The 20,263-nt window shown below is 67.7% G+C and carries 19 protein-coding genes and 1 tRNA gene; 7 read left to right on the forward strand and 13 right to left on the reverse strand.

Annotation, left to right across the window (positions count from 1 at the left end):
- Nucleotides 1-123: 123 nt before the first annotated feature.
- Genes ACF07D_RS03330 through ACF07D_RS03355 form a run of 6 tightly spaced genes read right to left on the reverse strand, consistent with a single transcriptional unit; the run spans nucleotide 124 to nucleotide 6,225 of the window.
- On the reverse strand, nucleotides 124-1,020 hold the full coding sequence (locus ACF07D_RS03330; protein ID WP_391503882.1) for an ABC transporter substrate-binding protein: 897 nt from the start codon (nucleotides 1,018-1,020) through the stop codon (nucleotides 124-126).
- A gap of 49 nt (nucleotides 1,021-1,069) precedes the next feature.
- The gene (locus ACF07D_RS03335) at nucleotides 1,070-1,786 is read right to left on the reverse strand and encodes an ABC transporter permease (protein WP_255809125.1); all 717 of its coding nucleotides are present in this window, start codon (nucleotides 1,784-1,786) and stop codon (nucleotides 1,070-1,072) included.
- Nucleotides 1,783-2,430 carry an ABC transporter permease gene (locus ACF07D_RS03340; RefSeq protein ID WP_255809124.1) on the reverse strand — a complete coding sequence of 216 codons (648 nt, stop codon included), beginning with the start codon at nucleotides 2,428-2,430 and terminating at the stop codon, nucleotides 1,783-1,785. Before ACF07D_RS03340 ends, ACF07D_RS03335 begins: the two co-directional genes overlap by 4 nt.
- The gene (locus ACF07D_RS03345) at nucleotides 2,427-3,497 is read right to left on the reverse strand and encodes an ABC transporter ATP-binding protein (RefSeq protein ID WP_391503883.1); all 1,071 of its coding nucleotides are present in this window, start codon (nucleotides 3,495-3,497) and stop codon (nucleotides 2,427-2,429) included. Before ACF07D_RS03345 ends, ACF07D_RS03340 begins: the two co-directional genes overlap by 4 nt.
- Nucleotides 3,494-4,528, reverse strand: a complete 1,035-nt coding sequence (locus tag ACF07D_RS03350) for an arginase family protein (protein WP_391503884.1) — start codon at nucleotides 4,526-4,528, stop codon at nucleotides 3,494-3,496. Before ACF07D_RS03350 ends, ACF07D_RS03345 begins: the two co-directional genes overlap by 4 nt.
- A complete protein-coding gene (locus tag ACF07D_RS03355) occupies nucleotides 4,525-6,225 on the reverse strand; it encodes a urocanate hydratase (protein ID WP_391503885.1) in 1,701 nt (566 codons plus the stop codon). The genes ACF07D_RS03350 and ACF07D_RS03355 overlap by 4 nt, the downstream gene beginning before the upstream one ends.
- 120 nt (nucleotides 6,226-6,345) lie before the next feature.
- Here ACF07D_RS03355 and ACF07D_RS03360 point away from each other — a divergent pair, with 120 nt between their 5' ends.
- From ACF07D_RS03360 to ACF07D_RS03375, 4 genes are all read left to right on the forward strand, one after another.
- Nucleotides 6,346-7,677: an amidohydrolase family protein gene (locus ACF07D_RS03360; protein WP_391503886.1), complete on the forward strand. Its 1,332-nt coding sequence runs from the start codon at nucleotides 6,346-6,348 to the stop codon at nucleotides 7,675-7,677.
- Nucleotides 7,674-9,035: an aromatic amino acid lyase gene (locus tag ACF07D_RS03365; protein WP_391503887.1), complete on the forward strand. Its 1,362-nt coding sequence runs from the start codon at nucleotides 7,674-7,676 to the stop codon at nucleotides 9,033-9,035. Before ACF07D_RS03360 ends, ACF07D_RS03365 begins: the two co-directional genes overlap by 4 nt.
- Before the next feature lie 6 nt (nucleotides 9,036-9,041).
- Nucleotides 9,042-9,743: an IclR family transcriptional regulator gene (locus ACF07D_RS03370; RefSeq protein WP_391503888.1), complete on the forward strand. Its 702-nt coding sequence runs from the start codon at nucleotides 9,042-9,044 to the stop codon at nucleotides 9,741-9,743.
- Between the two features lie 85 nt (nucleotides 9,744-9,828).
- Nucleotides 9,829-10,398: a nucleoside deaminase gene (locus tag ACF07D_RS03375; RefSeq protein WP_391503889.1), complete on the forward strand. Its 570-nt coding sequence runs from the start codon at nucleotides 9,829-9,831 to the stop codon at nucleotides 10,396-10,398.
- A 579-nt stretch (nucleotides 10,399-10,977) separates the two neighbouring features.
- Here ACF07D_RS03375 and ACF07D_RS03380 read toward each other — a convergent pair.
- Entirely contained in the window at nucleotides 10,978-11,202 is a 225-nt protein-coding gene (locus ACF07D_RS03380; protein WP_391503890.1) for a DUF2188 domain-containing protein, read from the reverse strand.
- Between the two features lie 279 nt (nucleotides 11,203-11,481).
- Here ACF07D_RS03380 and ACF07D_RS03385 point away from each other — a divergent pair, with 279 nt between their 5' ends.
- Nucleotides 11,482-12,099 (forward strand): integrase core domain-containing protein, encoded by a 618-nt coding sequence (locus tag ACF07D_RS03385; protein WP_391503891.1) that lies wholly within the window; start codon nucleotides 11,482-11,484, stop codon nucleotides 12,097-12,099.
- Between the two features lie 50 nt (nucleotides 12,100-12,149).
- Here ACF07D_RS03385 and ACF07D_RS03390 read toward each other — a convergent pair.
- The 4 genes from ACF07D_RS03390 to ACF07D_RS03405 all read right to left on the reverse strand — a co-directional run bounded on the left by ACF07D_RS03390 (nucleotide 12,150) and on the right by ACF07D_RS03405 (nucleotide 16,599).
- A tRNA-Pro gene (locus ACF07D_RS03390) sits at nucleotides 12,150-12,226 on the reverse strand.
- Between the two features lie 144 nt (nucleotides 12,227-12,370).
- Nucleotides 12,371-13,576: an acyl-CoA dehydrogenase family protein gene (locus ACF07D_RS03395; RefSeq protein ID WP_391503892.1), complete on the reverse strand. Its 1,206-nt coding sequence runs from the start codon at nucleotides 13,574-13,576 to the stop codon at nucleotides 12,371-12,373.
- Between the two features lie 39 nt (nucleotides 13,577-13,615).
- Nucleotides 13,616-14,953 (reverse strand): beta-ketoacyl-[acyl-carrier-protein] synthase family protein, encoded by a 1,338-nt coding sequence (locus ACF07D_RS03400; protein ID WP_391503893.1) that lies wholly within the window; start codon nucleotides 14,951-14,953, stop codon nucleotides 13,616-13,618.
- Complete coding sequence (locus ACF07D_RS03405; protein WP_391503894.1) at nucleotides 14,950-16,599, reverse strand: class I adenylate-forming enzyme family protein; 1,650 nt, start codon at nucleotides 16,597-16,599, stop codon at nucleotides 14,950-14,952. The genes ACF07D_RS03400 and ACF07D_RS03405 overlap by 4 nt, the downstream gene beginning before the upstream one ends.
- Nucleotides 16,600-16,751: 152 nt before the next feature.
- Here ACF07D_RS03405 and ACF07D_RS03410 point away from each other — a divergent pair, with 152 nt between their 5' ends.
- On the forward strand, nucleotides 16,752-17,123 hold the full coding sequence (locus tag ACF07D_RS03410) for a DUF2200 domain-containing protein (protein ID WP_255809102.1): 372 nt from the start codon (nucleotides 16,752-16,754) through the stop codon (nucleotides 17,121-17,123).
- A 57-nt stretch (nucleotides 17,124-17,180) separates the two neighbouring features.
- On the opposite strand, the gene arfB is transcribed toward ACF07D_RS03410, so the two are convergent.
- Entirely contained in the window at nucleotides 17,181-17,603 is a 423-nt protein-coding gene (gene arfB, locus ACF07D_RS03415) for an alternative ribosome rescue aminoacyl-tRNA hydrolase ArfB (protein ID WP_391503895.1), read from the reverse strand.
- Nucleotides 17,604-17,695: 92 nt separating this feature from the next.
- Between arfB and ACF07D_RS03420 the strand changes: the two genes are divergently transcribed.
- Entirely contained in the window at nucleotides 17,696-18,592 is an 897-nt protein-coding gene (locus tag ACF07D_RS03420; protein ID WP_255809100.1) for an NUDIX domain-containing protein, read from the forward strand.
- 6 nt (nucleotides 18,593-18,598) lie between these two features.
- On the opposite strand, the gene ACF07D_RS03425 is transcribed toward ACF07D_RS03420, so the two are convergent.
- A complete protein-coding gene (locus tag ACF07D_RS03425) occupies nucleotides 18,599-20,257 on the reverse strand; it encodes a thiamine pyrophosphate-dependent enzyme (protein WP_391503896.1) in 1,659 nt (552 codons plus the stop codon).
- Nucleotides 20,258-20,263: the final 6 nt, after the last annotated feature.

The following is a 20,263-nucleotide window of genomic DNA, read 5'->3' on the forward strand; positions in this document are numbered from 1 at the left end:
TGAAGCGGCATCTGCCTCGCGAGTGAGACAGCAGAGAGACCTTCGTAGCCGCGAGCCGGGTTCTTGCCCGACTCGCATTCGGCCACGAAGGTCTCTCGAGCTTCACCCTCAGGGTCTGCGCGACTAGAGCGAATCGACGTAGGCTCGCGCGACCTTCTGCGGATCCTTCTTCTCGACCTCGATCTCGCGGTTCATGCGGATGAGATCCTCGGTGGTGAGCTTCGCCGACACCGCGTTCAGCGCCTCCGTGACCGTGTCGTCTGCGCGGTCGCTGCGCACGATCGGAATGATGTTCTCAGCGAGCGACATGTACTCGGGGTCTTCAAGCGACACAAAGTTGTTCTCGGCGATCGCAGACTGCGTGGTGAACATGAGGGCCACATCGATGTCGCCGCCATTCAGGCCGGCAACGGTGAGCGGGCCGCCAAGGTCGACCGACTTGAACTCGCCAAACGTGACGTCGTAGAGCTCCTTCAGACCGGGCACGCCCGCGCGGCGGTCCTTCGTCTCCGGCGGGCCGCCGAGCACGAGCTCCCCGGCAACGGGCTGCAGATCGCCGATCGACACGAGGTTGTACTTCTCTGCGGTCTCGGCGGTCACGACGAGCGTGTCCTTATCTTCGGCAGCTGCGGCCTCGAGCAGCGTCGTACCCTCGGGCACCACTGCGTCGAGTGCTTTGAGCACGTCTTCCGAGCTGAAGGCAGTGTCGTCGCCGCCGAGGTACGCGAGCAGCGCGCCGCTGTACTCGGGCACGATGTCGATGCTGCCGTCTTGCAGCGCCGGAATGATCACCTCGCGGCTGCCGATGTTTGGCTTCACGGTCGTTGCAACTCCCGCGTCCTCCAGCGCCTCAGCGTAGATGTGCGCGAGCAGCACGTTCTCCGAGAAGTTGGCGGAGCCGATGGTAATGGTGTCGCCGCTCGACTCCTCCGATCCGCCGTCGAGCGAGCTGCTGCTTGCGCAGCCTCCGAGGGCGAGAGCGACTGCCGCGGCGGCCGCGGCAAGAACTGTTTTCTTCATTGAAATTCCTTCCGGGTGTACAGGGTGTGAGAGAGATTCAAAAGAATGGTTAGGGCTGTTCAGTGAGCCTGACGGCACGGGTCTCGGTCGCCTCCGCCGCGACCGCCTCGGCCTTCGCGAGCGGCTTCTTGCGGCGAATACCCCCGAGCGCAAAGAGCCCATCGGTGATGAGCGCGAGCCCAGCGACGAGCAGTGCGCCACCCGCCATCTCGCCGTAGTCGCGCAGCGCGAGGCCGTCGAGCAGGAAGCGGCCGAGACCGCCGAGCGCGATGTACGCGGCGACCGTCGCGGTTGCGATGACCTGCAGCACCGACGATCTGATGCCGCTCACGATCACGCGCGCTGCGATCGGCAGCTCGACAGTGACGAGGATCCGCCACTCAGGCATCCCGATTCCACGGGCCGCGTCAACGACCGCGGGGTCGACACCGCGCACGCCCGCGTAGGTCGCGGTGAGCATCGGCGGGATCGCGAGCACCACCAGCACGATGGCGGCTGGCAGGAACCCGAGCCCAAGCAGCAGCACCATGAGGGTGAGGAGGCCGAGGGTCGGGAGCGCGCGCGAGCCGTTTGCGATGTTGATGACAAGCCAGGCGCCGCGGCGGGTGTGCCCGATGAGCGCGCCGACCGGGATCGCGATGAGGATGCCAATCGCGACGACGATCACGGTGTAGAGCAGGTGCTCGCCCAGCCGCACGGGGATGCCGTCTGGCCCAGACCAGTTCGCCGGGTTCGAGAAGAACTCAAGAATCTGTTGCAGAATCATCGCTGCTCACCTGCCTTCACCCAGGGGGTAGATACTCGTTCGATGAGCACCACAATCATGTCGAACACCAGCGCGAGCAGAACGCTCAGCAGGATGCCCCAGATGATCGGCACGAGGTAGCTCCGCTGGAACCCCTCGGTGAAGAGGTCGCCGAGGCCACCGACGCCGATGAGCGCGCCGACCGACACGAGGCTGACGTTCGACACAGCTGCGACCCGCAGCGTTGCAGCGATTACCGGGATCGCAATCGGCAGCTCGACCGTAAAGAGCAGGCGCAGCCTGCCGATCCCCATAGCCTCTGCCGCCTGCCGCGTCTCGACGGGCACCGCCCGGAGCGCCTCGACGACGCCACCGAACAGGAGCGCGAACGAGTACACCGAGAGCGCGATGACGATGTTGATCGGGTCGAGGATCTTGGTGCCAAGCAGCACCGGGATAAAGATGAGCAGCGTGAGCGACGGAATCGTGAAGAGCACGCCGCTGATCGCGAGCATCGCCCCCGCCGTCCACCGGGTGCGGGCGACGAGCATGCCGAGCACAAGCGCGAGCACGAGGCCGATGAGCGTCGCGGCTGCCGCGAGCACGGAGTGCAGCCCCGCGAGACCGAGCACGCGCTGCAGGTTGTCAGCGATCCACTCGATCATGCTCGGGATCCCTGTGCGTGCAGGCGCGGCGCCAGCAGGGCGAGGTCGATGCTGCCGAGCAGCCTGCCGTCGTCGTCGACGACGATCGCCTGCCCGTCGGGGCTCGTGAGCACGGCGTCGGTTGCGAGTCGCATCGAGTCGCTCTGGCGCACCGTCGCGCGCTGCTCAAGCTGGTTCGCGCGGTCGGCCTGTACGCCTCGCCGCGCCCAACCGACGAACCGGTGCGAGGTGTCGACGACCGCGGCCCCAGCTACGGGGAGTTCGGCGGTCGAATCGCCGAGCTGGATCGTCGCCACGGGGTTCACCACCGTTCCCACCTGCTTGAACGAGAGCGCGCGGTACCCGCGATCCTTGCCAACAAACTCTGCGACGAACTCGTTCGCGGGCGAGCTCAAGAGCTCTTCAGGGGTCGCAAACTGCGCGAGCTTGCCGCCCTTCTCGAACACCGCGATGCGATCACCAAGCCGTACGGCCTCGTCGATGTCGTGCGTTACAAACACGATCGTCGTGCCGAGCTCGGGGCCGAGCCTGGCGAACTCCTCCTGCAGTTCGTGCCGCACTACCGGGTCGAGCGCCGAGAACGGCTCGTCCATGAGCAGCACCTTCGGGCTCGCCGCGAGCGCACGGGCAACGCCGACGCGCTGCTGCTGGCCGCCCGAGAGCTGGGTGGGGAACCGTGTGGCGAACTCACGAGGCAGGCCGACGGTGTCGAGGAGCTCGTGCGCACGCGCCTTCGCCTGCGCCGTCGGCACACCGTTGAGCTTCGGCACCGTCATGATGTTCTGCAGCACCGTGCGGTGCGGGAAGAGGCCGGCGTTCTGAATGACGTAGCCGATCCCGCGACGCAGCTCGGCCTTCTTCAGCGTCGTCACGTCTTGACCGTCGATGGTGATCTTGCCGCTTGTCGGCTCGATCATGCGGTTGATCATGCGCAGGCTCGTGGTCTTGCCGCAGCCCGACGGCCCAACAAACACTGTCGTCTGCCCGGCAGGCAGTTCGAGCGAGAGCGACTCGACGGCGAGCGTGCCGTCTGGGTAGCGTTTCTCGACCTTCTCAAATGTGATCATGCGTGTCTCCTCGATCGTGCGGCGTTTCCGATGAGCACGGAGAGCAGCCGGGAAAGTGTAGTTGAAGTGGTGTCTCTGACGTCGAGCGACGGGAAGTGCTCGACGATGTCGATGCCTGCAAGCCCGAGCGTGCCGCCTACCGCGGCAAGCAGCCTCTCTGCCTCGTCGAAGCTCAGGCCGCCAGGCACGGGACAGCTGGTGCCGGGTGCGATCGTCGGGTCGAGGCCGTCGACGTCGAGGGTGACAAACCACGGCAGGTCGGTGTTCATTCGTTCGATGACACTCTCGATGCCCGTGCGGCGCACCTCCGCCATCGGCACGATGACGTTGCCCGCGGCGACCGCAGCTTCGTAGTCCACCGGGGTCGCGCTTCCGGTGCCGCGCGCGCCGACCTGCACGATCTGCCCGACCCAGCCCATCTCGCGGATGCGCCGCATCGTGCTCGAGAACCCGTCGGTGCGGCCGTGCGCGACGTCTGCGAAGTCGATGTGGGCGTCGATCTGCAGCACGTTGATCCGCGGGGCGGCTGCCGTACCTGCGTCGACCGCGTCTGCATCGGCCGCGTCTGCATCTGCCGCAGCCCCCGGCACGCCGCCCGACCCCGCGGACCCCGTGGGTCCGGCAAAGCCCGCGGCAGCGAGAATCGGCACAGAGTCGTCGCCGCCGAGCACGATCGGCACGCCGCCGCGATCCACGATGTCGCGCACGGTCGCGGTCACCGCTGCGGCGTTGCCCGGGAGATCGCGCGGGTCTCCCCCGAGGTCGCCAAGGTCATGTAGCCGCACACCCGTGTCGCCGAGCAGCGTGCCGCCGAGCGAGAAGTCGTAGCGGTTCTGGTGCGCACCGAAGCGCTGGTTCGCGCGCTCGCGGAACACGCGTGGCGCGTTTGCCGCGTCAGAGTGCACCCCGCTCATCCAGTACGGCGAGCCATACGGCGCACCGAACACCGCGATGTCGCCCGCCGCGATCTCCTCCGGGCCGCTGACCTCTGCCCCGAGGAGTCCGTGGGCAACGGGGGTGAGCCCGCTCATGCGCCGACCCCGGCGGTAGTGCTGTCGGCCGTGCTCGCCCCGGCTGCGCGAGCCGCAGCCTCGCCAGCCCCGACCGCGCGGATCCCGCTCTGCGGCAGGTACGCCACGGCCTCCGGAACGCCCGCGCTCGCGTGGCGGATCACGCCAATCGCAGGATCGTTCTCGAAGCAGATGCGGGCGCGCGCCGCGCTGACCTCGGTGCCGTCGAGCACCATCGTCATGCCAGCGGAGACCGAGCCGCCGATGATCCCGGCGTTCTGGTGGATCGCGACGAGGTCTGCGCCGCCCGCGACGTTGAGCATCGCGTTGAGGTACGGCCAGTCGGCAATGACGTCTGAACCGTCGGGCATCTTCTCGGTCTCGCGGGTCGGGTACGCGCACGAGCCGGAGTCGAGGTGGTCGCGGGTGATCGCGACGGGTCCCGACAACTCGCCGTTCGCGACGAGGCGGTTGATCTCAAGCGCCATCGCGGCGCGCTGGCCATGCCCGATCCAGCAGATGCGCGCGGGCAGCCCCTCAACCGGGGTTTCGGAGGCTGCGCGGTCGAGCCAGGTGTTCAGGCGGGTGTCGTCGGGGAAGAGCTCGCGTGCCGCGCGGTCGAGCCTGTCGCGGTCGGCGATGTCGCCGCTCAGGCAGACCCAGCGGAACGGGCCGCGCCCCACGCCGAACGACGGCCGGATGTACTCGGGCACGAAGCCGGGGATCTCGTCCGCGCGGTCGTGCCCGAGACGGCGGGCGGCCTGGCGGATGTCGTTGCCGTACTCGAACACCACCGATCCCGCTTCCTTCAGCCGCACGAGTGCCGTGACGTGGCGCAGCAGGGTTGCCTCGCTGCGGCGGAGGTACTCGTCAGGATCCTCGGCGCGCAGCTGCGTCGCCTCGTCGAAGCTCAGGCAGGATGGAATGTAGCCGTGCAGCAGGTCGTGCGCGCTCGTCTGGTCGGTGGTGATCGCGGGGACGCGATCCTGATCTGCGAGCTGCTCTGCAACGTCTGCCGCGTTCTGCACGACCGCGAGCACGCGCGCCTCGCCCTGCGCGGCAAGCGCTTCCGCGCGCTCCCACGCCGCGTCGAGTGTGTCGAACACCTCGTCGACGCTGCCGGCCTCGATCCGCTGCGCGATGAGCTGACGGTTGAGCTCGGCGATGAGCGCGACTCCCCCGTTCATCCGCACCGCGCGCCCCTGGGGCTGACCCATGCCGCCGAGACCTGCGGTGAGCACGATCTTGCCGGTGAGGTCGCCGCCGAACGCGCGCTCTGCTGCCGCGGCGAAGGTCTCGAAGGTGCCCTGCACGATCCCCTGCCCGCCGATGTACGCCCAGCTGCCTGCCGTGTACTGGCCGTGCATGGTGAGGCCGCGGTCGCTGAGGTCGAAGAACTCCTCGCGGGTGGCGGCGCGCGGCACAACGTTCGCGTTGGCGATGAGCACGCGGGGCGCAGCGACGGAGCTTGGCATGATCGCAACCGCGCGGCCCGACTGCACAACGAGCGTCTCATTGTCGCCGAGCACCTTCAGCGACTCGATGATCCCGCGCAGGCTCTCGTGGTCGCGGGCAGCCTTGCCGATGCCGCCGTAGATCACCAGATCCTCGGGACGCTCGGCGTTGTGGAGCGTGTTCTCGAGCATCCGCAGGATGCCTTCCTGACGCCAACCCCGACAGCGCAGCTCTCGGCCAGTACCGGGTGACACCCGCTCCATCTGTTGCTCCTTTGCATTGTATGAAATACTTGCGAATCATTACGTGAAACGCTTTACTCATTAACGCAGACGCTTCGCAAGCTGTCAAGCGCCAATCAAAAACCGTTACATCGAGGGAAAATGCAAGAAAACATCGACCTGCTGGTTCTCAACACCTCCGAACTGCTCACCGCGCGCAGCGCTGCCGCGGGCCCGGTTCGGGGCGACGCGCTCAATCACATCGAGGTGATTCCTGGCGGCGCGTTCGCGGTGAACGAGGGCAAGATCGTCGCCGTCGGCAGTGCCGACGAACTCCTCGGGCGGTACAGCGCCACGCGTCAACTCAACGCTGGCGGCTGCCTCGTCTCCCCCGCGTTCAGCGATCCGCACACCCACCTGATCCACGGTGGATCGCGGCACGCCGAGTGGGAGGCGAAGGTGCTCGAGCGGCCGGCTGTCGGGATCGACGGCGGGATCAGATCCACGATCAACGCGACCGCCGAGGCGAGCGACGCCGCCCTCCTCGCGCACGCCGAGACGATTCTCGACGACATGCTCGCCTCGGGCACCACTGCTGTCGAGGCGAAGAGCGGCTACGGGCTCAGCGAGCGCTCCGAGCTCAGGCTGCTCGAACTCGCGGCAGCAATCGACCACCCCGTCGCACTCGAAAGCACGTTCCTCGGTGCCCACACGGTGCCCGAGCGGCACCGCGACGACCGCGAGGCGTACATCGCCGAGGTCATCGCGATGATGCCAGCCGCGCGGAAGCTTTCAGACACCTGCGACATCGCAATCGACCCGGTCTCGTTCACCGCGGCGGAGGGCGAGCGGCTCATCGCCGCGGCGCGGGAACACGGGTTCACACTGCGCGTCCACGCCGACCAGACCGGCGACGTGTCGGGCACAGGAATCGCCGCCGAAGCCGGGGCGCTCACGGTCGACCACCTCGACTTCGTCGGCGACGACAGCCTCGCCGCGCTTGCCGCGTCGGAGACTGTCGGGGTGATCTTCCCGGCCGCAAACATGCATCTGCTCGATGTCACTCCGGGCCGCAGCGGGGCCGGTGCGGGGGCCGGTGTCGGTGTCGGTGGATCGGCGAAGCAGCCGCGCGACCTCGTCGCCTGGGCGGATCGCCTCGTGGAGTCGGGTGCGGCGCTCGCGCTCTCGACCGACTACAACCCCGGCACCGCACCGTGCACCTCCATGCAGCTCACCATGCAGCTCGCCGCGCGCCTGTACCGAATGTCATTCGCCGCGGTCTGGAACCTCGCGACCATCAACGCCGCGCACGCGCTCGGCACCGGCGGCGAGCGCGGCAGCATCGAGGTCGGCAAGACCGCTGACTTCGTGCTCTGGGACGTCGCCGAGCACGGCCAGATCGTGCACCGCCTCGGCTCAAACCTCGCTAACGAGGTCTACATTGCAGGCGAGGTGGTCGCCCGTCGCGGCCGCAGGATCGAGCCCGGGGCATGACCGCGAAGGCACTCGGTTCGCGCTGGACCCTCGCCCAGGTGGAGCAGTTCGCACGCCAAGAACTGCGCGCGGAGCTCACCGCGGACGACACGATCCGCATCGCCGAAGGTCACCGCAACCTGCTCGCGGCGGCGACCCACAAGGAGGTGTACGGCCTCTCAACCGGGGTTGGCGCGCGCAGGTTTGTCGCGGTCGAGCGCGACCTCGAGTCATGCGTGAGGCTCTGGCAGGCGCACGCGCTGCAGATCGGCGAGACCGTTGACCCGCTGCGCACGCGGGCGACGCTGCTCATCCGCTCGATCCAGGTCGCGCAGGGCGGGTCGGGCGTGAGCTCCGAGCTCGCGGCAGGCCTCGCTGCTGCTGCCGGGGGCGCTGAGCTACCGACGATCCGCTATGGAGTATCGCTCGGCACCGGCGACATCGGCGCGCTTGCCGCCGTCGCCCTCCACCTCACCGAGACCGGGGTCGCGTTTCTGCCGAGCGACGGCCTGCCGTTCATGAGCTCTGGGGCGCTCACATACGCCGACGCGGCGCTCACGCTGCAGTCGAGCGCGCGCGCGTTTGCCGCCGGCATCGAGCTCACCGGGCTCGTCGCCCGGGCAGTGCACTCGACGCACGACCACTTCTCCGCCGAAGCGCTCGCACCGCAGCACGCCGAGGTGCGGCAGGTCGCCGAGCGGCTGCGCGCGATCCGCGGCACCTCCCCCGCCTCCCGAGTACAGGAACCGTTCTCGGTGCGGCTCGCCCCGCACTCGCACGGCAGCGTGCTGCGCGCGTGGAACGCGGCGGCCGACACCGTCGAGATCGGCATCAACGCGCGGTTCGAGAACCCCGTCGCGCTGCCGCAGGGCGACGTGGCGCACGTCGGCAACTTCTACACCGTCGAGCTCGCGCTGGCGATCGATGGCCTGCTGCGCGCGCTGGCCCACGAGGCGAGCCTCGCCGCCGCGCGGCTCGGGCTGCTGCTTGACGCGCGCTTCACGGGCGCGGCCGACTTCCTCAGCGACGGCAGCGCAGACGCGACCGGGGCGATGATGCTCGAATACGCGGCGGCAGCGGCGGTCGCCGAGATCAGGGAGGCCGCCGCCGCACACGGCGCGTACGGCGTGAACGTCTCCCAGGGTGCCGAGGAGCACGCCCCATTCACCGCGCACGCGGTGCGCAGGCTCGCGCGCGCCGACAGCGCGTACCGCACGCTGCTCGCATGCATCGGCGTCGCGCTCGCGAGGCTACCCGGCGGCGTCGCCGGTGCCCCGGCGCTCGCAGACAGCTCGCACGAGCTGCGCGACCGAGACCTCAGCGCAGAGGTCGCTGCAACTCTGGGGGTTCTCGACCACCTACGAGTATCGGTATCCTAGCGAGAGATGAGCATGAACGAATCGCACGAATCGCACGACGAAGCTCAGGGGCCAAGCCAGGGCCCTCGTGCCGTTCACCGAGCGCTCGAGCTGCTCACTCGCGTTGTCGAGTCGGGGCCAATCTCGCTGAGCGCGCTCGCGCGCGAGGCGGATCTCCCCGCGTCGACGGCCATGCGCATGCTCAGGGTGCTCGAGCACTGGGACTACGTCGCGAAAGACCCGCAGGGCCACTTCGTGGTTGGTGCCAGGTTCGCGCAGAGCCGGTTCACACCCGAGCCGGCCTCTGCGGAGGCGCTCAACGACCTCAGCGCGCCGATCTTGCACGAGCTCACGCAGTCGACAGGCGAATCAAGCTACCTCGCGGTGCGGGGCGACGCCAACACCTGCGTCTACCTGCGCGAGGAACAGACCACGCACCCGATTAGGCACGTCGGCTTCTCGGGCTGGCAGGGCCGCACGGTGCCAATGGCGAGCTCGGCGGTTGCCGAGGTCTTCGAGCGCCGCATCCCAGAGAGCGGCTACGTGGTGATGGACGCGGTCGTCACCTCGGAAGCAACAGTCGTCGCGGCACCCGTCTACTCGTCAACCGGCGAGATCATCGCGGTGCTCAGCGTGGTCGGCCCGAGCTACCGCCTGAAGGGCGACGGCATCGCGGAGGCAGGGGCTGCGGTGATCGCTGCGGCGAACGCGCTGGGGGCTAAGTTTTAGGGCGCTGTGGCATTTTGGGCTTGGGGGTTCGTTCCGTTTCGTTCCGTGCTCGTCGTCTCGGATGCCCGCTTGGTAGGTTGAGGGCATGACTGAGAGCTACCAGCCGACAGCCACCGAGCTCAACCACCTCCGACACTGCATAGAGGTCGCGCGCGAGGCACTCGACGACGGTGATGAACCGTTCGGGTCGCTGCTCGTGAGCGCCAGCGGCGAGGTACTCTTCGCAGACCGCAACCGCGTGAAAGGCGGCGACGCGACCCGCCACCCCGAGTTTGAGATAGACCGCTGGGTCGCGGCAAACCTCACCCCGGCAGAGCGCTCCGAATGCACCGTCTACACCTCGGGCGAGCGCTGCCCCATGTGCGCTGCCGCACACGGCTGGGTCGGGCTCGGGCGCATCATCTACGCGGCGAGCAGCGCCCAGCTTGCCAGGTGGATCGCCGAGTGGGGCGGCACGCCGGGACCGGTTGCGGCGCTCCCGATTGGCGAGGGCGCACCCGGGGTTGTTGCTTTGGGCCCGTTGCTCAGCTCGAAGCTGAGGTTCGGGCGCTACACGGGCGAGGGCGCACATCAGCGGCCAGCATGGGCTAATGGTTCAGGCGAGGCCGGGCAGTTGACCTTCAACGTCTTCACTCTTTGTAGACGCCTAGTTTGAACGGCTGCGATTCCGGTGGCCCGTCCCACGACTCACTGTCGGAACACGCGCCCGCATGGCTCACTGCTCCGCTCCGATGCTCATGGGCGTGGCCCAATACGTTTCACAGATGACCTCACTATTCACCCCGTTGAGCTGGCGCTGACGTTCTTGAGCGGCGGGACCCGCGAGCCTCTCATCCTCGGCTGCAAACTTTCCATTCTGCACGGCGACTTTCCACCAAGTAGCTTCACAACGCGGGGAGTGCAGCCACGGCGTTGGTGCTCACCGCATTCAAGGACGACACAGGACAGGTTGCGGGCCTCAACCTTGTGAACTGAGGCCACATTAGTTGCCGACGTCACGACGACACGAACCGCATTCCTCTTCTCAAGAACGCTCGAAGCCACGGCGCACAATGCACTAAATTCGCTGAGACACTACCAGCATTATCGCTAACAGCAAGAAGCGGATCATGGCATCGCTACAGAAGAGAAGAGGGGCGCAACTTTCGTTGCACCCCTCGGAGGAAACTCACTCCAAATCCGATTCCTGACACGAATGGTATCCGCGTAGCAACCGGATGCCCCCTCTACGGACTCAGCCACGCGGTGGGAACGGGTCGCTTCCATAGGAATTAGAAGCACCAATGCGGCCATCACGATTATGAATTACGTGCTCGGCGCCCTGGCGAATCGCAGTCTCACGACCGGCGGCCTGAGCCTCAGCCTTCGTCGAATAGAGCTTCGGTACACGGGACTTCCCCGCGCTGAGGTTACCCCACCCGTCGCCACGTTGAACCGTATGAACAGACTTCTTTGTCACCTTTCACCCCCTTCCAGAAAATCGAACATTTGTTTAGTACTAGTATTCGAATACTAGCCGATCCTGAGTGAAGGCGCAGCCCGCATGTCGGCGTTTCGGCGTTTCGGCTCTGCACGATCATTTCACGATGGCGCCCCGAGCTCACGCAATTGCCAGCTTTCTAAGAAGCTTGAAAAGTCAGAATCGATCGGGACGAAGAGCACCTGACTTACTAGGGCCCAACGGCGTGCATACTTCCTTATGAACCTGTCCGCCCGCCCAAGGGTCACAGGAAAGATCGTGACCGATACCTTCACCCACGCCGCCCACACGCACGGATACCCCGCGTCAACACTCACCGACAACGGCATGGTCTACACCTCAAGGCTCGCACGGGGCGGCCGCCAAGCAGGGCTCAACCGGTTCGAGACGCTCCTCAGCATCGAGGGCATCACCCAGAAAAACGGGCGCCCTTACAAGCCCACGACCCAAGGCAAAATCGAACGCTTCTGGCACACCCTCAAGAAATACCTCGCCGAGCACCCAAGTGGCAGCATCACCGAACTCCAACACACCCTCGACGCGTTCCGCACGTTTTACAACACGATCCTGCCGCACCGCGCGATCGCGAGACAGACCCCAGCGTTTGCGTATGCCCTGATCCCGAAGGCTACAGCTACGAAGCCGGATTCCCCAGACGCATGGCAAGTGAGATACGACATCGTCGACAGTGGGGGCACGATCACGCTCCGACACGCAGGGAAACTCAGACACCTCGGAATTGGTCGAGGGCACGCCCGCACCGAGGTCATCTGCCTGGTCCACGGCAGTCACGCCACAGTCATCACAACCACGGGAGACGTCCTTGGCGAGTACACAATCGACCCCGAAAAGGACTACCAAACGAAAAACACCTGAACCCGCGTTTCCGCGGGTTCAGGTGTCCCTGATGTCCTGAGACATCACATTGGTCGGGCTGACAGGATTTGAACCTGCGACCCCTTGACCCCCAGTCAAGTGCGCTACCAAACTGCGCCACAGCCCGTTGTTATTCAGCCGAGCCGATCGAAATCGGATCTTGCCGAAGCAACCTCTCCATCTTACCCATACTTTTGGGGCCCGAATGACAGGTGCGGGCGGGTGGCGCAGATTCTGCAGCAAATGTTTGGCGTGCCGCCCGCCTAGCGCCTCAGTTCTCGTCGAGGAGGGCCGCCGCGTACATCGGGCGTGCCGCGTCGATGCCCGGCGGGTGGAAGATGCTGGCTGTCGCGTCGCGGTACAGGCGGCTGATCTCGCTGCCGTTTTCGAAGCCCGATCCACCCGCACAGATGAGCGCGGTCTCTGCGTTGCGGCGGGCCGCGTTCGACGCGTTCAGCCGCGCCGAGACGAGCCTCAGCGGCCAGCCAGCGCCGTAGTCGACGAGCTCGACGAAGTCGCGCGCGTATGCGTCGAGCTGCGCGGGCACCGCCATGAACTCCATGTGCGCGTCGGCGAGCCTCACTCGCGCCTCGGGCACCTCCGCGTGCGACGTGCCAGCCTTCGCGGAGCGCCGCTTCTGCATGCCTGCGGCGGCAAGCTCGAGCCCGCGGCGTGCGACGCCCGCGTAGACGGAGCCGATGAGCAGTTGGAAGTTCGCGGTGATCGCAAACGTGAGCAGGTCGGGGTGGCGGCCCGCCGGGATCCTGCGCGCGACCTTCTCGGGCCGCATGCGCGCGCCGTCAAGGATCGTCGCCCGGCTCTGCGACGCACGCATGCCGAGCACGTCCCACTTGTCGGACACGGAAATCCCCGAACCGGCACCGGCGGCAGCCTCCCCGTGGCTACGCTCAAGGAACCCGTATACGAGCGTCTCGGCGTCGGTGCCCGCGGTCGCCTGGTCAAGCCCGTGCACGATAAGCCTGGTCCACACCGGCGACAGCGACGTGAAGATCTTCACGCCAGAGAGCAAGTAGCCGCCGTCATCCTGCGGCTCGGCTTTGGTCTTCGAGCCCTGCAGCACCCAGTCGTTCGCGGGCTCGCTGATGCCGAACGCGAAGATCTCGCCCGCCACGGCCTCCTCGAACACGTAGTCGAGGGAGTGGTCGCCGCGCTCGTACATCGCGCGGATCACGCCCGTGCACATGAGGTGCATGTTGATGGCGAGGGCGGTGCCGGGAGAGGCGGTCGCGAGCCGCTGCTGCAGCCGCGACACCTCGCTGAGCGTCAGCCCTGGCCCACCAAACTGCTCGGGAACGAACACCGTAAGGTACCCCTGCTCGCCCAGCTCATCGAGGTCCTCGTGGAAGAAGCTGTTGTCGCGGTCGTACACCGCCGCCCGCTCGCGGAACCGCTCAAGCAGGTCCTCCGGCAGGTACTGCTCGGCAAGCTCTTGATGCCGCGTCTCTCGGTCGCTCATTCTCTCTCCGATCGTTGGTTCTCAAGCAAATTCGTGGCCCTACGGCCGCTCGATGAGCACGGCGCCGTTGTGCCCGCCGAACCCGAACGACGTCGACAGCAAGCGATTGACCACCACGGGCCGACCCTCCCCCACGACGAAGTCCCAGCCATCGAACTCTGGGTTTTCAAGGTTCAGTGTCGGCGGCAGCAGCCGCTGGCGCACCGCCATCACCGAGATGATCGCCTCGACGACGCCGCCCGCGCCGAGCAGGTGCCCGGTGCTCGACTTCGTCGCCGAGATCGGGGTGCGCCGCGCGTGCGACCCGAGCGCAGCCTCGAGGGCGAGCAGCTCAGCGGCGTCGCCGGCGGGGGTGCCGGTGCCGTGCGCATTGATGTGGTCGACGCCCTCAGGCTCGACGCCAGCGTCTGCGAGGCACCCCCGCACAGCCTGCGCGGCGCCGCGACCCTCGGGGTGTGGCGCGGTCGGGTGATGCGCGTCACTCGCGGAGCCGAACCCGGCGAGCACCGCGAGGATCTCGGCGCCGCGCGCGAGCGCGTGCTCCTCCGATTCGATAAGGATCGCCGCAGCCCCCTGCGACATCACAAACCCCGAGCGTGCCCGATCAAACGGCCGCGACGCGGTCTCGGGCGCATCCTCGTAGCCGGCGGCGAGCGCCCGCATGTTCGCATTCGATGAGAGGTTCACGCCGTTCAGGCAGTCCTCATACCCGACGACGAGCACGGCGTCGGCGTAGCCGTGGCGGATGCGCCTGAGTCCGTCGCCAAGCCCGACCGCGCCGCTCGCGCACGTCGCGGAGACGCCCTGCGCCGGCCCGCGGATGCCGTACCGCTGGCTGAGCAGCGCCGCCGCAGAGTCGGGGGCGCCGTGGATCGAGAGCGTGAGCGGGACCGCACGCGGGCCCCGCGCATCGAGCACCCTGGTCGCCGACTGCATCGCGTCGATGGGGCCGGATCCCGTCGCCGCGATCACGGCGACGCGCGTCGCGTCCCACGGCAGCGCGGAAGCGGATCCGCCGTCGCCAGTCCCTGCACCATTGCCAACACTGGCAGCAGTGCTAGCCGCAGCGCCACCAGCGACCGCGCCACCCACAACCGCAGTATCAACGCCGGCCTGCGCGAGCGCCTCGTCGGCCGCGGCGATCGCCCAGTGCTGCACGGGGCTCAGCCGCTTCGCGAGGCTCCGCTCGAGCACGGTCGACACGTCAAAGCCGCGCACCTGCCCGCCGATGCGCACGGCGAGGTCGTCGAACTCGGGGCCCTCAAGCCGCGTGATCGCGCTCCGCCCTTGGGCAACCGCGTTCCACAGCTCCGGCACGCCTATGCCGCTCGGGGTGACGGCCCCGAGCCCGGTGATGACGACTCGTCTCTCGCTCACAGTCGCTCCCCTTCGCCCGATTCGATGAGTGCAACGGTCTCGGCCCGGCGAATCTTCCCGCCGACTGTGCGCGGCAGGGCGTCGATCCGGTACCACTGGCGCGGCACGAACTGCGGGGCGAGGCGCTCGCGTGCCCACGCGCGCATCGCGTCCTTGCCGGGAACGGGGCCGTCAGCGCCGCCCTCAATCACGAGCGCGACGACGCTTCCGAGGCGCGGGTGCGGCAGCGCGATCGCACACACAGCCGCAGCACCAGCACCAACACCAGCACCAGCACCAAGCTCGGGCATGCCCTCGAACGCGCGCTCGACCTCGGGCAGCGCGACCTTGTGCCCGCCGGTCACGACGATGTCGCCGGCCCGCCCGGCGAGCTGCAGCTTGCCGTCGACGACGCGCCCCTGGTCGTGTACTGTCGCCCAGCCGTCGTCCCCGCGCAGCACGGCGTCGGTGGTGCCCGCGAGGTAGCCGTCGGAGCAGGCCGCCGCGTCGATCCAGAGGGTGCCGAACTCACCGTCGGGCAGCCGCTCCCCCGAGCCGGAACGGATCTCGAACCCAATCCCGTCGTACACCTCGATGAGCGTGCCGTCGCCGCCGCGGCTGTCGCCGATAAACCCGATCTCGGCTGCCCCGTAGTAGCCGATGAGCCGCACGTCTGGCAGCACGGACGCGAGGCCCGCGCGCAGCGAGGCCGAGAGGTTCGCTCCCCCGGTCACCACGAGTTCGAGCGAGCCGAACCTGCTGGGGTCGCGGCGGGCGGCGTCGCTGAGCGACTGCACGAGCGCGGGCACGGCGACGACGCGGGTGATCCGCTCCTCGCTCACGCGCCTGGCCATCTCGATCGCGTCGAACGCGTCGGCCATGTGCGCGGCCCCGCCCGTCGCGAGGCACTCGATGAGCGCGTAGAGCGTGAGGCTGTACGACACGGGGCCTGGTGCGAGCGTGTGCACGCCGGGCAGCGGCTCGAGGTACGCGCTCGACACCGCGACGTTCGCCCGGTACTGGTCGCGCGTCTTCAGAAATCCCTTCGGCGCACTCGTCGTGCCAGACGAGAAGAGCAGCAGGAATGCCTCGTCACCGTCGCGCACTGTTGGCGGCGGCGCGAGCGGGCGATCAGGATCCCCAACCCCCTCCTCAGCCGCCCGAAACTCGGCGAGCGAGATGATCGTGCCGCCCCAGCCGCGCTCGCGAAGCGCGGGCGCGAGGTCATCGGCGTCGCTCACGACGACGCCGATGCCCGTCGTGACAATCACGTTGACCCGGTGTTCGAGCGGCCAGCGCGGGTCGATCGTCGCAGACACTGCGCGGTACCCGGCGAGGCCCGCGATGATGCGGGAGGTGTGAAAGGCGGAGTCGATGCTCACCGCGGTGATCGGGATGCCGCGCGTCTCGGGTGCGGGCTCCGGCGCCGCGGCGGGCTCAGCGGCGGACACCGTGTCGGACAAAGTGGCGGGCGCAGCGGTGGCCCGGGTGCCGAACGCAGTGTCGCGCACAGCGTGCTGTGCTCGGTGCAGGGCGTCGACGACCGAGAACACGCGGCGCGAATCCTCGACGAGCTCGGCGTAGCTGAGCCTGCCGCCTTCGCCAGCGATCGCGACCCGATCGGGGTGTCGCCTCGCGACATCAAGTATCGACTGCGTGATCGGCACCCGGAGACTCCTCGCGCTCGACTTAGATGGACTCCGTCCAGCATACGCTCTCGACGCTCGGCGAGCACTGCACGTTCGCGGCGAGGAAAGGCCTGAGAGCTGCGCCGTGGTCTGAGGGCCACAACTCAGCGAAACCGACGTATCCTTGGCGCATGGCCGCACACCGTATCTACAAGCTCGCGTTCTCGGATCTGTACCCGAACTACACGCACAAGGCCGAGCGCAAGGGCCGCACGAAGGCGGAGGTCGACGAGATCATCTGCTGGCTCACCGGGTACTCGCAGGCGCAGCTCGACGAGCTCATCGAGCCTGGCAACCCCGTGAACCTCGAGGAGTTCTTCCGAGACGCCCCGAAGATGAACATCGCCCGCTCGCAGATCACTGGCACGATCTGCGGCGTGAAGCTCGCGGAGATTGAAGATCCGCTGATGCTCGAGATCCGCTACCTCGACAAGCTCATCGACGAGCTTGCGAAGGGGAAGGCGATGGAGAAGATCCTCCGCACACTTCCCACCCCGGCATAGCCCGGGCCGCACCGCGTGGCGCAGTCCACCACGCCGGCGCAGCGTCCCCGCCCGCCCCTAGTCGAAGGCCGGCCGCTGCCTGTTGCGCTTCACCTCTGAGCGCTTGCCTTTCGTCTGCAGGCGCCGCTCGCGCGAACCGCGGGTCGGCTTCGTCGCCCGGCGCTTCGGCCCGTCGGGCGCGAGCGCGGCTGCGACGAGCTGCCCGAGCTTCTCGCGCGCGGTCTCGCGGTTGCGCAACTGAGAGCGCTCCTCAGACGCGGTGACAGTGATCGTGCCGTTCACGAGCCGGTTTCCGAGCTTCGCGAGCAGCCGCAGCCGCTGCTCGTCGGTGAGTGCCTTCGACGAGGCCACGTCCCAGAAGAGCTCGACCCGACTATCGGAAGTGTTGACGTGCTGCCCGCCCGGCCCGGAGGATCTCGAAAACCGCCATCCGAGCTCGGCGGCTGGGATGGTCAGCTTGTGCGTGACCGTGATATCCACCCGTCAAGGATGACACACGACCCCAGCGACGCCCCGCCCGAAGATTCAACCGATCCGGTCCGCGAGCGAGCACCGCCAGGTAGTCTGGGTTCATGAGCGACCTTCGAGATCCCGGCGACGCGTGGGTGACGGCCGCAGACGGAAACCGCTACTGGGGCAAGTTCGGGGCAGCCGGCCTGCTCGCGTACGATCGCGGGCTCGACGCGATCCTCATGCAACATCGCGTGAGCTGGAGCGACCACGGCAACACCTGGGGCATCCCTGGCGGCGCGATCAATCAGGGCGAGGAGATGATCGCCGGCGCGATCCGCGAGGCGCAGGAAGAGGCCGGCGTCCCTGACGACGCCGTGCTCCCCCGCTACACGCACGTGCTCGATCGCGGCGGCTGGTCGTACACGACAGTCGTCGCCGAGGTGAAGACCCCGTTCACTCCCGAGATCACCGACCCCGAGAGCCACGCGCTCGAGTGGGTCCCTGTCGACGATGTCGAACGCAAAGAGCTCCACCCCGCGTTCGCCTCGACATGGCAGCTGCTGAAGCCGCTCGTTCGCCGAACCCCGACGATCATCGTCGACGCCGCAAATGTCGTCGGCACCGTGCCCGACGGCTGGTGGAAGGACCGCAAGGGATCGACCGAGCGGCTCCGCGATCGCATCGAGGCGCACGCGCTCTCGGGCGAGGGTGTTCGCGCCGCGTTCTTCGAGATGCCGGCAGACCTCCACGGCGGCCTCGTGTTCCCCGAGTGGGTGTTCGTCACCGAGAGCACCGCGCGGGGCATCTCAACGACCGAGAACGTGCGCGTCGTCGACGCGACGACCTCGGGTGACGACGCGATCGTCGAGGAGGCCGCGGCAGTCGCAGCGCAGGGCGGCCTCGGCGTCGTCGTCACGAGCGACGCAGAGCTTCGAGTGCGCGCGGCGGCGGCTGGCGTCACCACCGCGCACGGCTCGAAGCGGCTCCTCGACCTGCTCGACAGGTCTGAGCGCTAGCGCAAGCTAGGCGAGCTCGTCGAGCCTCACGCTCGGGGTTGACCTGAGCGGATCGACAACGACCTCGATCACCGCGGCCTCACCGCTTGCGGTCGCAGCGCGGTACACGCGCATGAAGTCGTCGGCGGTGGTCACGCGTTCTGCTGTGAACCCAAACGCCTGTGCGAGCATCACAAAGTCTGGGTTCTCAAACGAGGTGGCGCTGACACGGCCAGGGTAGCGGCGCTCCTGATGCAACCTGATGGTGCCGTAGATGCCGTTATTCACGATGACGACAACGGCTGGCACGCCTGAGCTGCGCAGCACACCCATCTCGGTCATCGCCATGCTGAAGCAGCCGTCGCCCGCGAACACGACAACCTGGCGGTCAGGGTGGACGAGGCCCCCGGCGATGCCAGCGGGAAGCCCAAAGCCCATGGCGCCGCTCGCGGGCGCGAGCTGCGTGCCGTACCGGCGGTACTTCACGAACTGGTGCACCCACACCGCGTAGTTGCCTGCCCCGTTCGCGACGATCGCGTCGGCCGGGAGCTCGTCGGCGAGTTGCGTCATGATCGCAGACAGCAGGTCGTCGCTCTGCACCGGCGGGATCGAGCGCGCGACCTCTTCGCTTCGAACCGTGCTCACCCAGTCGCGTCGCGCGCCACTCGCGGCGACAGGGGGCTCCCCAGCCGCCCCGAGCATGGCATCGAAGAACGCCCGAGGGGTCGCCTGCACCGCGATCGTCGCCTGCAGGTACCTGTCGACGTCCATCTCGCTCGCCGCAACGTGTATGAGCGTGCGGCCAGGCTTGGGCCCCAAGATCTCGTAGCCCTTGGTTTCGGCGTCACCGATGTGACCGCCAACCGCGAGAATCACGTCTGCCTCTTCGAGCCTGGCGGCGAGCGCAGCGTCGGTGCCGAGCCCGACGTGGCCACCGTAATAGGCAGACGTGTTGTCGATGTAGTCCTGGCAGCGGAAGGCTGCGAGCGTTGGTAGCTCGTAGCGCTCGGCGAACGCGAGGGCTGCGTCGGCTGTCTCCTGCGACCAGGTGCTGCGGCCGAGCAGCACGAGTGGGCGTTTCGCGAGCCGCAGGCGCTCCCGAATCTGCGCGACCGCGGCGGGGGTCGGGGCCGCGGTGAGCGGCTCGATGCGGGGCACTGCCGCGACTGCTGCGGTCTCAGCGAGCACGTCCTCCGGCATCTCGATCACCACTGGGCCGGGCCTGCCGCCCTCGGCGATCCGGAACGCCCGCGCGATCGTCTCTGGGATGCGTTCGACGGTGTCGAGCGAAACAACCCACTTCGCGACAGATCCGAAGACCTCGTGGTAGTTCATCTCTTGGAACCCGCCGCGCTCGCGGTCTCGCAGCGCGACCTGTCCGATGAGCAGCAGCATCGGTACCGCGTCTTGTTCGGCGGTGTGCACCGAGATGGCAGCGTGCATCGCGCCTGGCCCGCGGGTGACCATCGCGACTCCCGCTCGGCCAGTGAGCTTGCCTGTCGCGACCGCCATGTTGCCCGCGCCAGCCTCGTGGCGACACACGTCAACCTCGATTGGCGCCTCGCGAAGTGCGTCGAGCACCGGCAGGTAGCTCTCGCCGGGTACGCAGCTGACGCGGGTCACCCCCTGCTCGGCAAGTGTGTCGACGAGAAGTTCGCCGCCGCTGCGAGATGCGTGCTGTGACATGGGTGT

Origin of the sequence: Leucobacter sp. NPDC015123 (assembly GCF_043080205.1) — a bacterium.
Classification (GTDB): Bacteria; Actinomycetota; Actinomycetes; order Actinomycetales; family Microbacteriaceae; genus Leucobacter; species Leucobacter aridicollis_A.

What these genes read in the sequence shown, in the direction of transcription:
- ACF07D_RS03360 (WP_391503886.1), top strand. Translation starts at nt 6,346, where the DNA reads ATGCAAGAAAACATCGACCTGCTGGTTCTCAACACCTCCGAACTGCTC.
- ACF07D_RS03355 (WP_391503885.1), bottom strand. Translation starts at nt 6,225, where the DNA reads ATGGAGCGGGTGTCACCCGGTACTGGCCGAGAGCTGCGCTGTCGGGGT.
- ACF07D_RS03410 (WP_255809102.1), top strand. Translation starts at nt 16,752, where the DNA reads ATGGCCGCACACCGTATCTACAAGCTCGCGTTCTCGGATCTGTACCCG.
- ACF07D_RS03365 (WP_391503887.1), top strand. Translation starts at nt 7,674, where the DNA reads ATGACCGCGAAGGCACTCGGTTCGCGCTGGACCCTCGCCCAGGTGGAG.
- ACF07D_RS03395 (WP_391503892.1), bottom strand. Translation starts at nt 13,576, where the DNA reads ATGAGCGACCGAGAGACGCGGCATCAAGAGCTTGCCGAGCAGTACCTG.
- ACF07D_RS03335 (WP_255809125.1), bottom strand. Translation starts at nt 1,786, where the DNA reads ATGATTCTGCAACAGATTCTTGAGTTCTTCTCGAACCCGGCGAACTGG.
- ACF07D_RS03345 (WP_391503883.1), bottom strand. Translation starts at nt 3,497, where the DNA reads ATGATCACATTTGAGAAGGTCGAGAAACGCTACCCAGACGGCACGCTC.
- ACF07D_RS03340 (WP_255809124.1), bottom strand. Translation starts at nt 2,430, where the DNA reads ATGATCGAGTGGATCGCTGACAACCTGCAGCGCGTGCTCGGTCTCGCG.
- ACF07D_RS03375 (WP_391503889.1), top strand. Translation starts at nt 9,829, where the DNA reads ATGACTGAGAGCTACCAGCCGACAGCCACCGAGCTCAACCACCTCCGA.
- ACF07D_RS03330 (WP_391503882.1), bottom strand. Translation starts at nt 1,020, where the DNA reads ATGAAGAAAACAGTTCTTGCCGCGGCCGCCGCGGCAGTCGCTCTCGCC.
- ACF07D_RS03420 (WP_255809100.1), top strand. Translation starts at nt 17,696, where the DNA reads ATGAGCGACCTTCGAGATCCCGGCGACGCGTGGGTGACGGCCGCAGAC.
- ACF07D_RS03370 (WP_391503888.1), top strand. Translation starts at nt 9,042, where the DNA reads ATGAGCATGAACGAATCGCACGAATCGCACGACGAAGCTCAGGGGCCA.
- ACF07D_RS03350 (WP_391503884.1), bottom strand. Translation starts at nt 4,528, where the DNA reads ATGAGCGGGCTCACCCCCGTTGCCCACGGACTCCTCGGGGCAGAGGTC.
- ACF07D_RS03425 (WP_391503896.1), bottom strand. Translation starts at nt 20,257, where the DNA reads ATGTCACAGCACGCATCTCGCAGCGGCGGCGAACTTCTCGTCGACACA.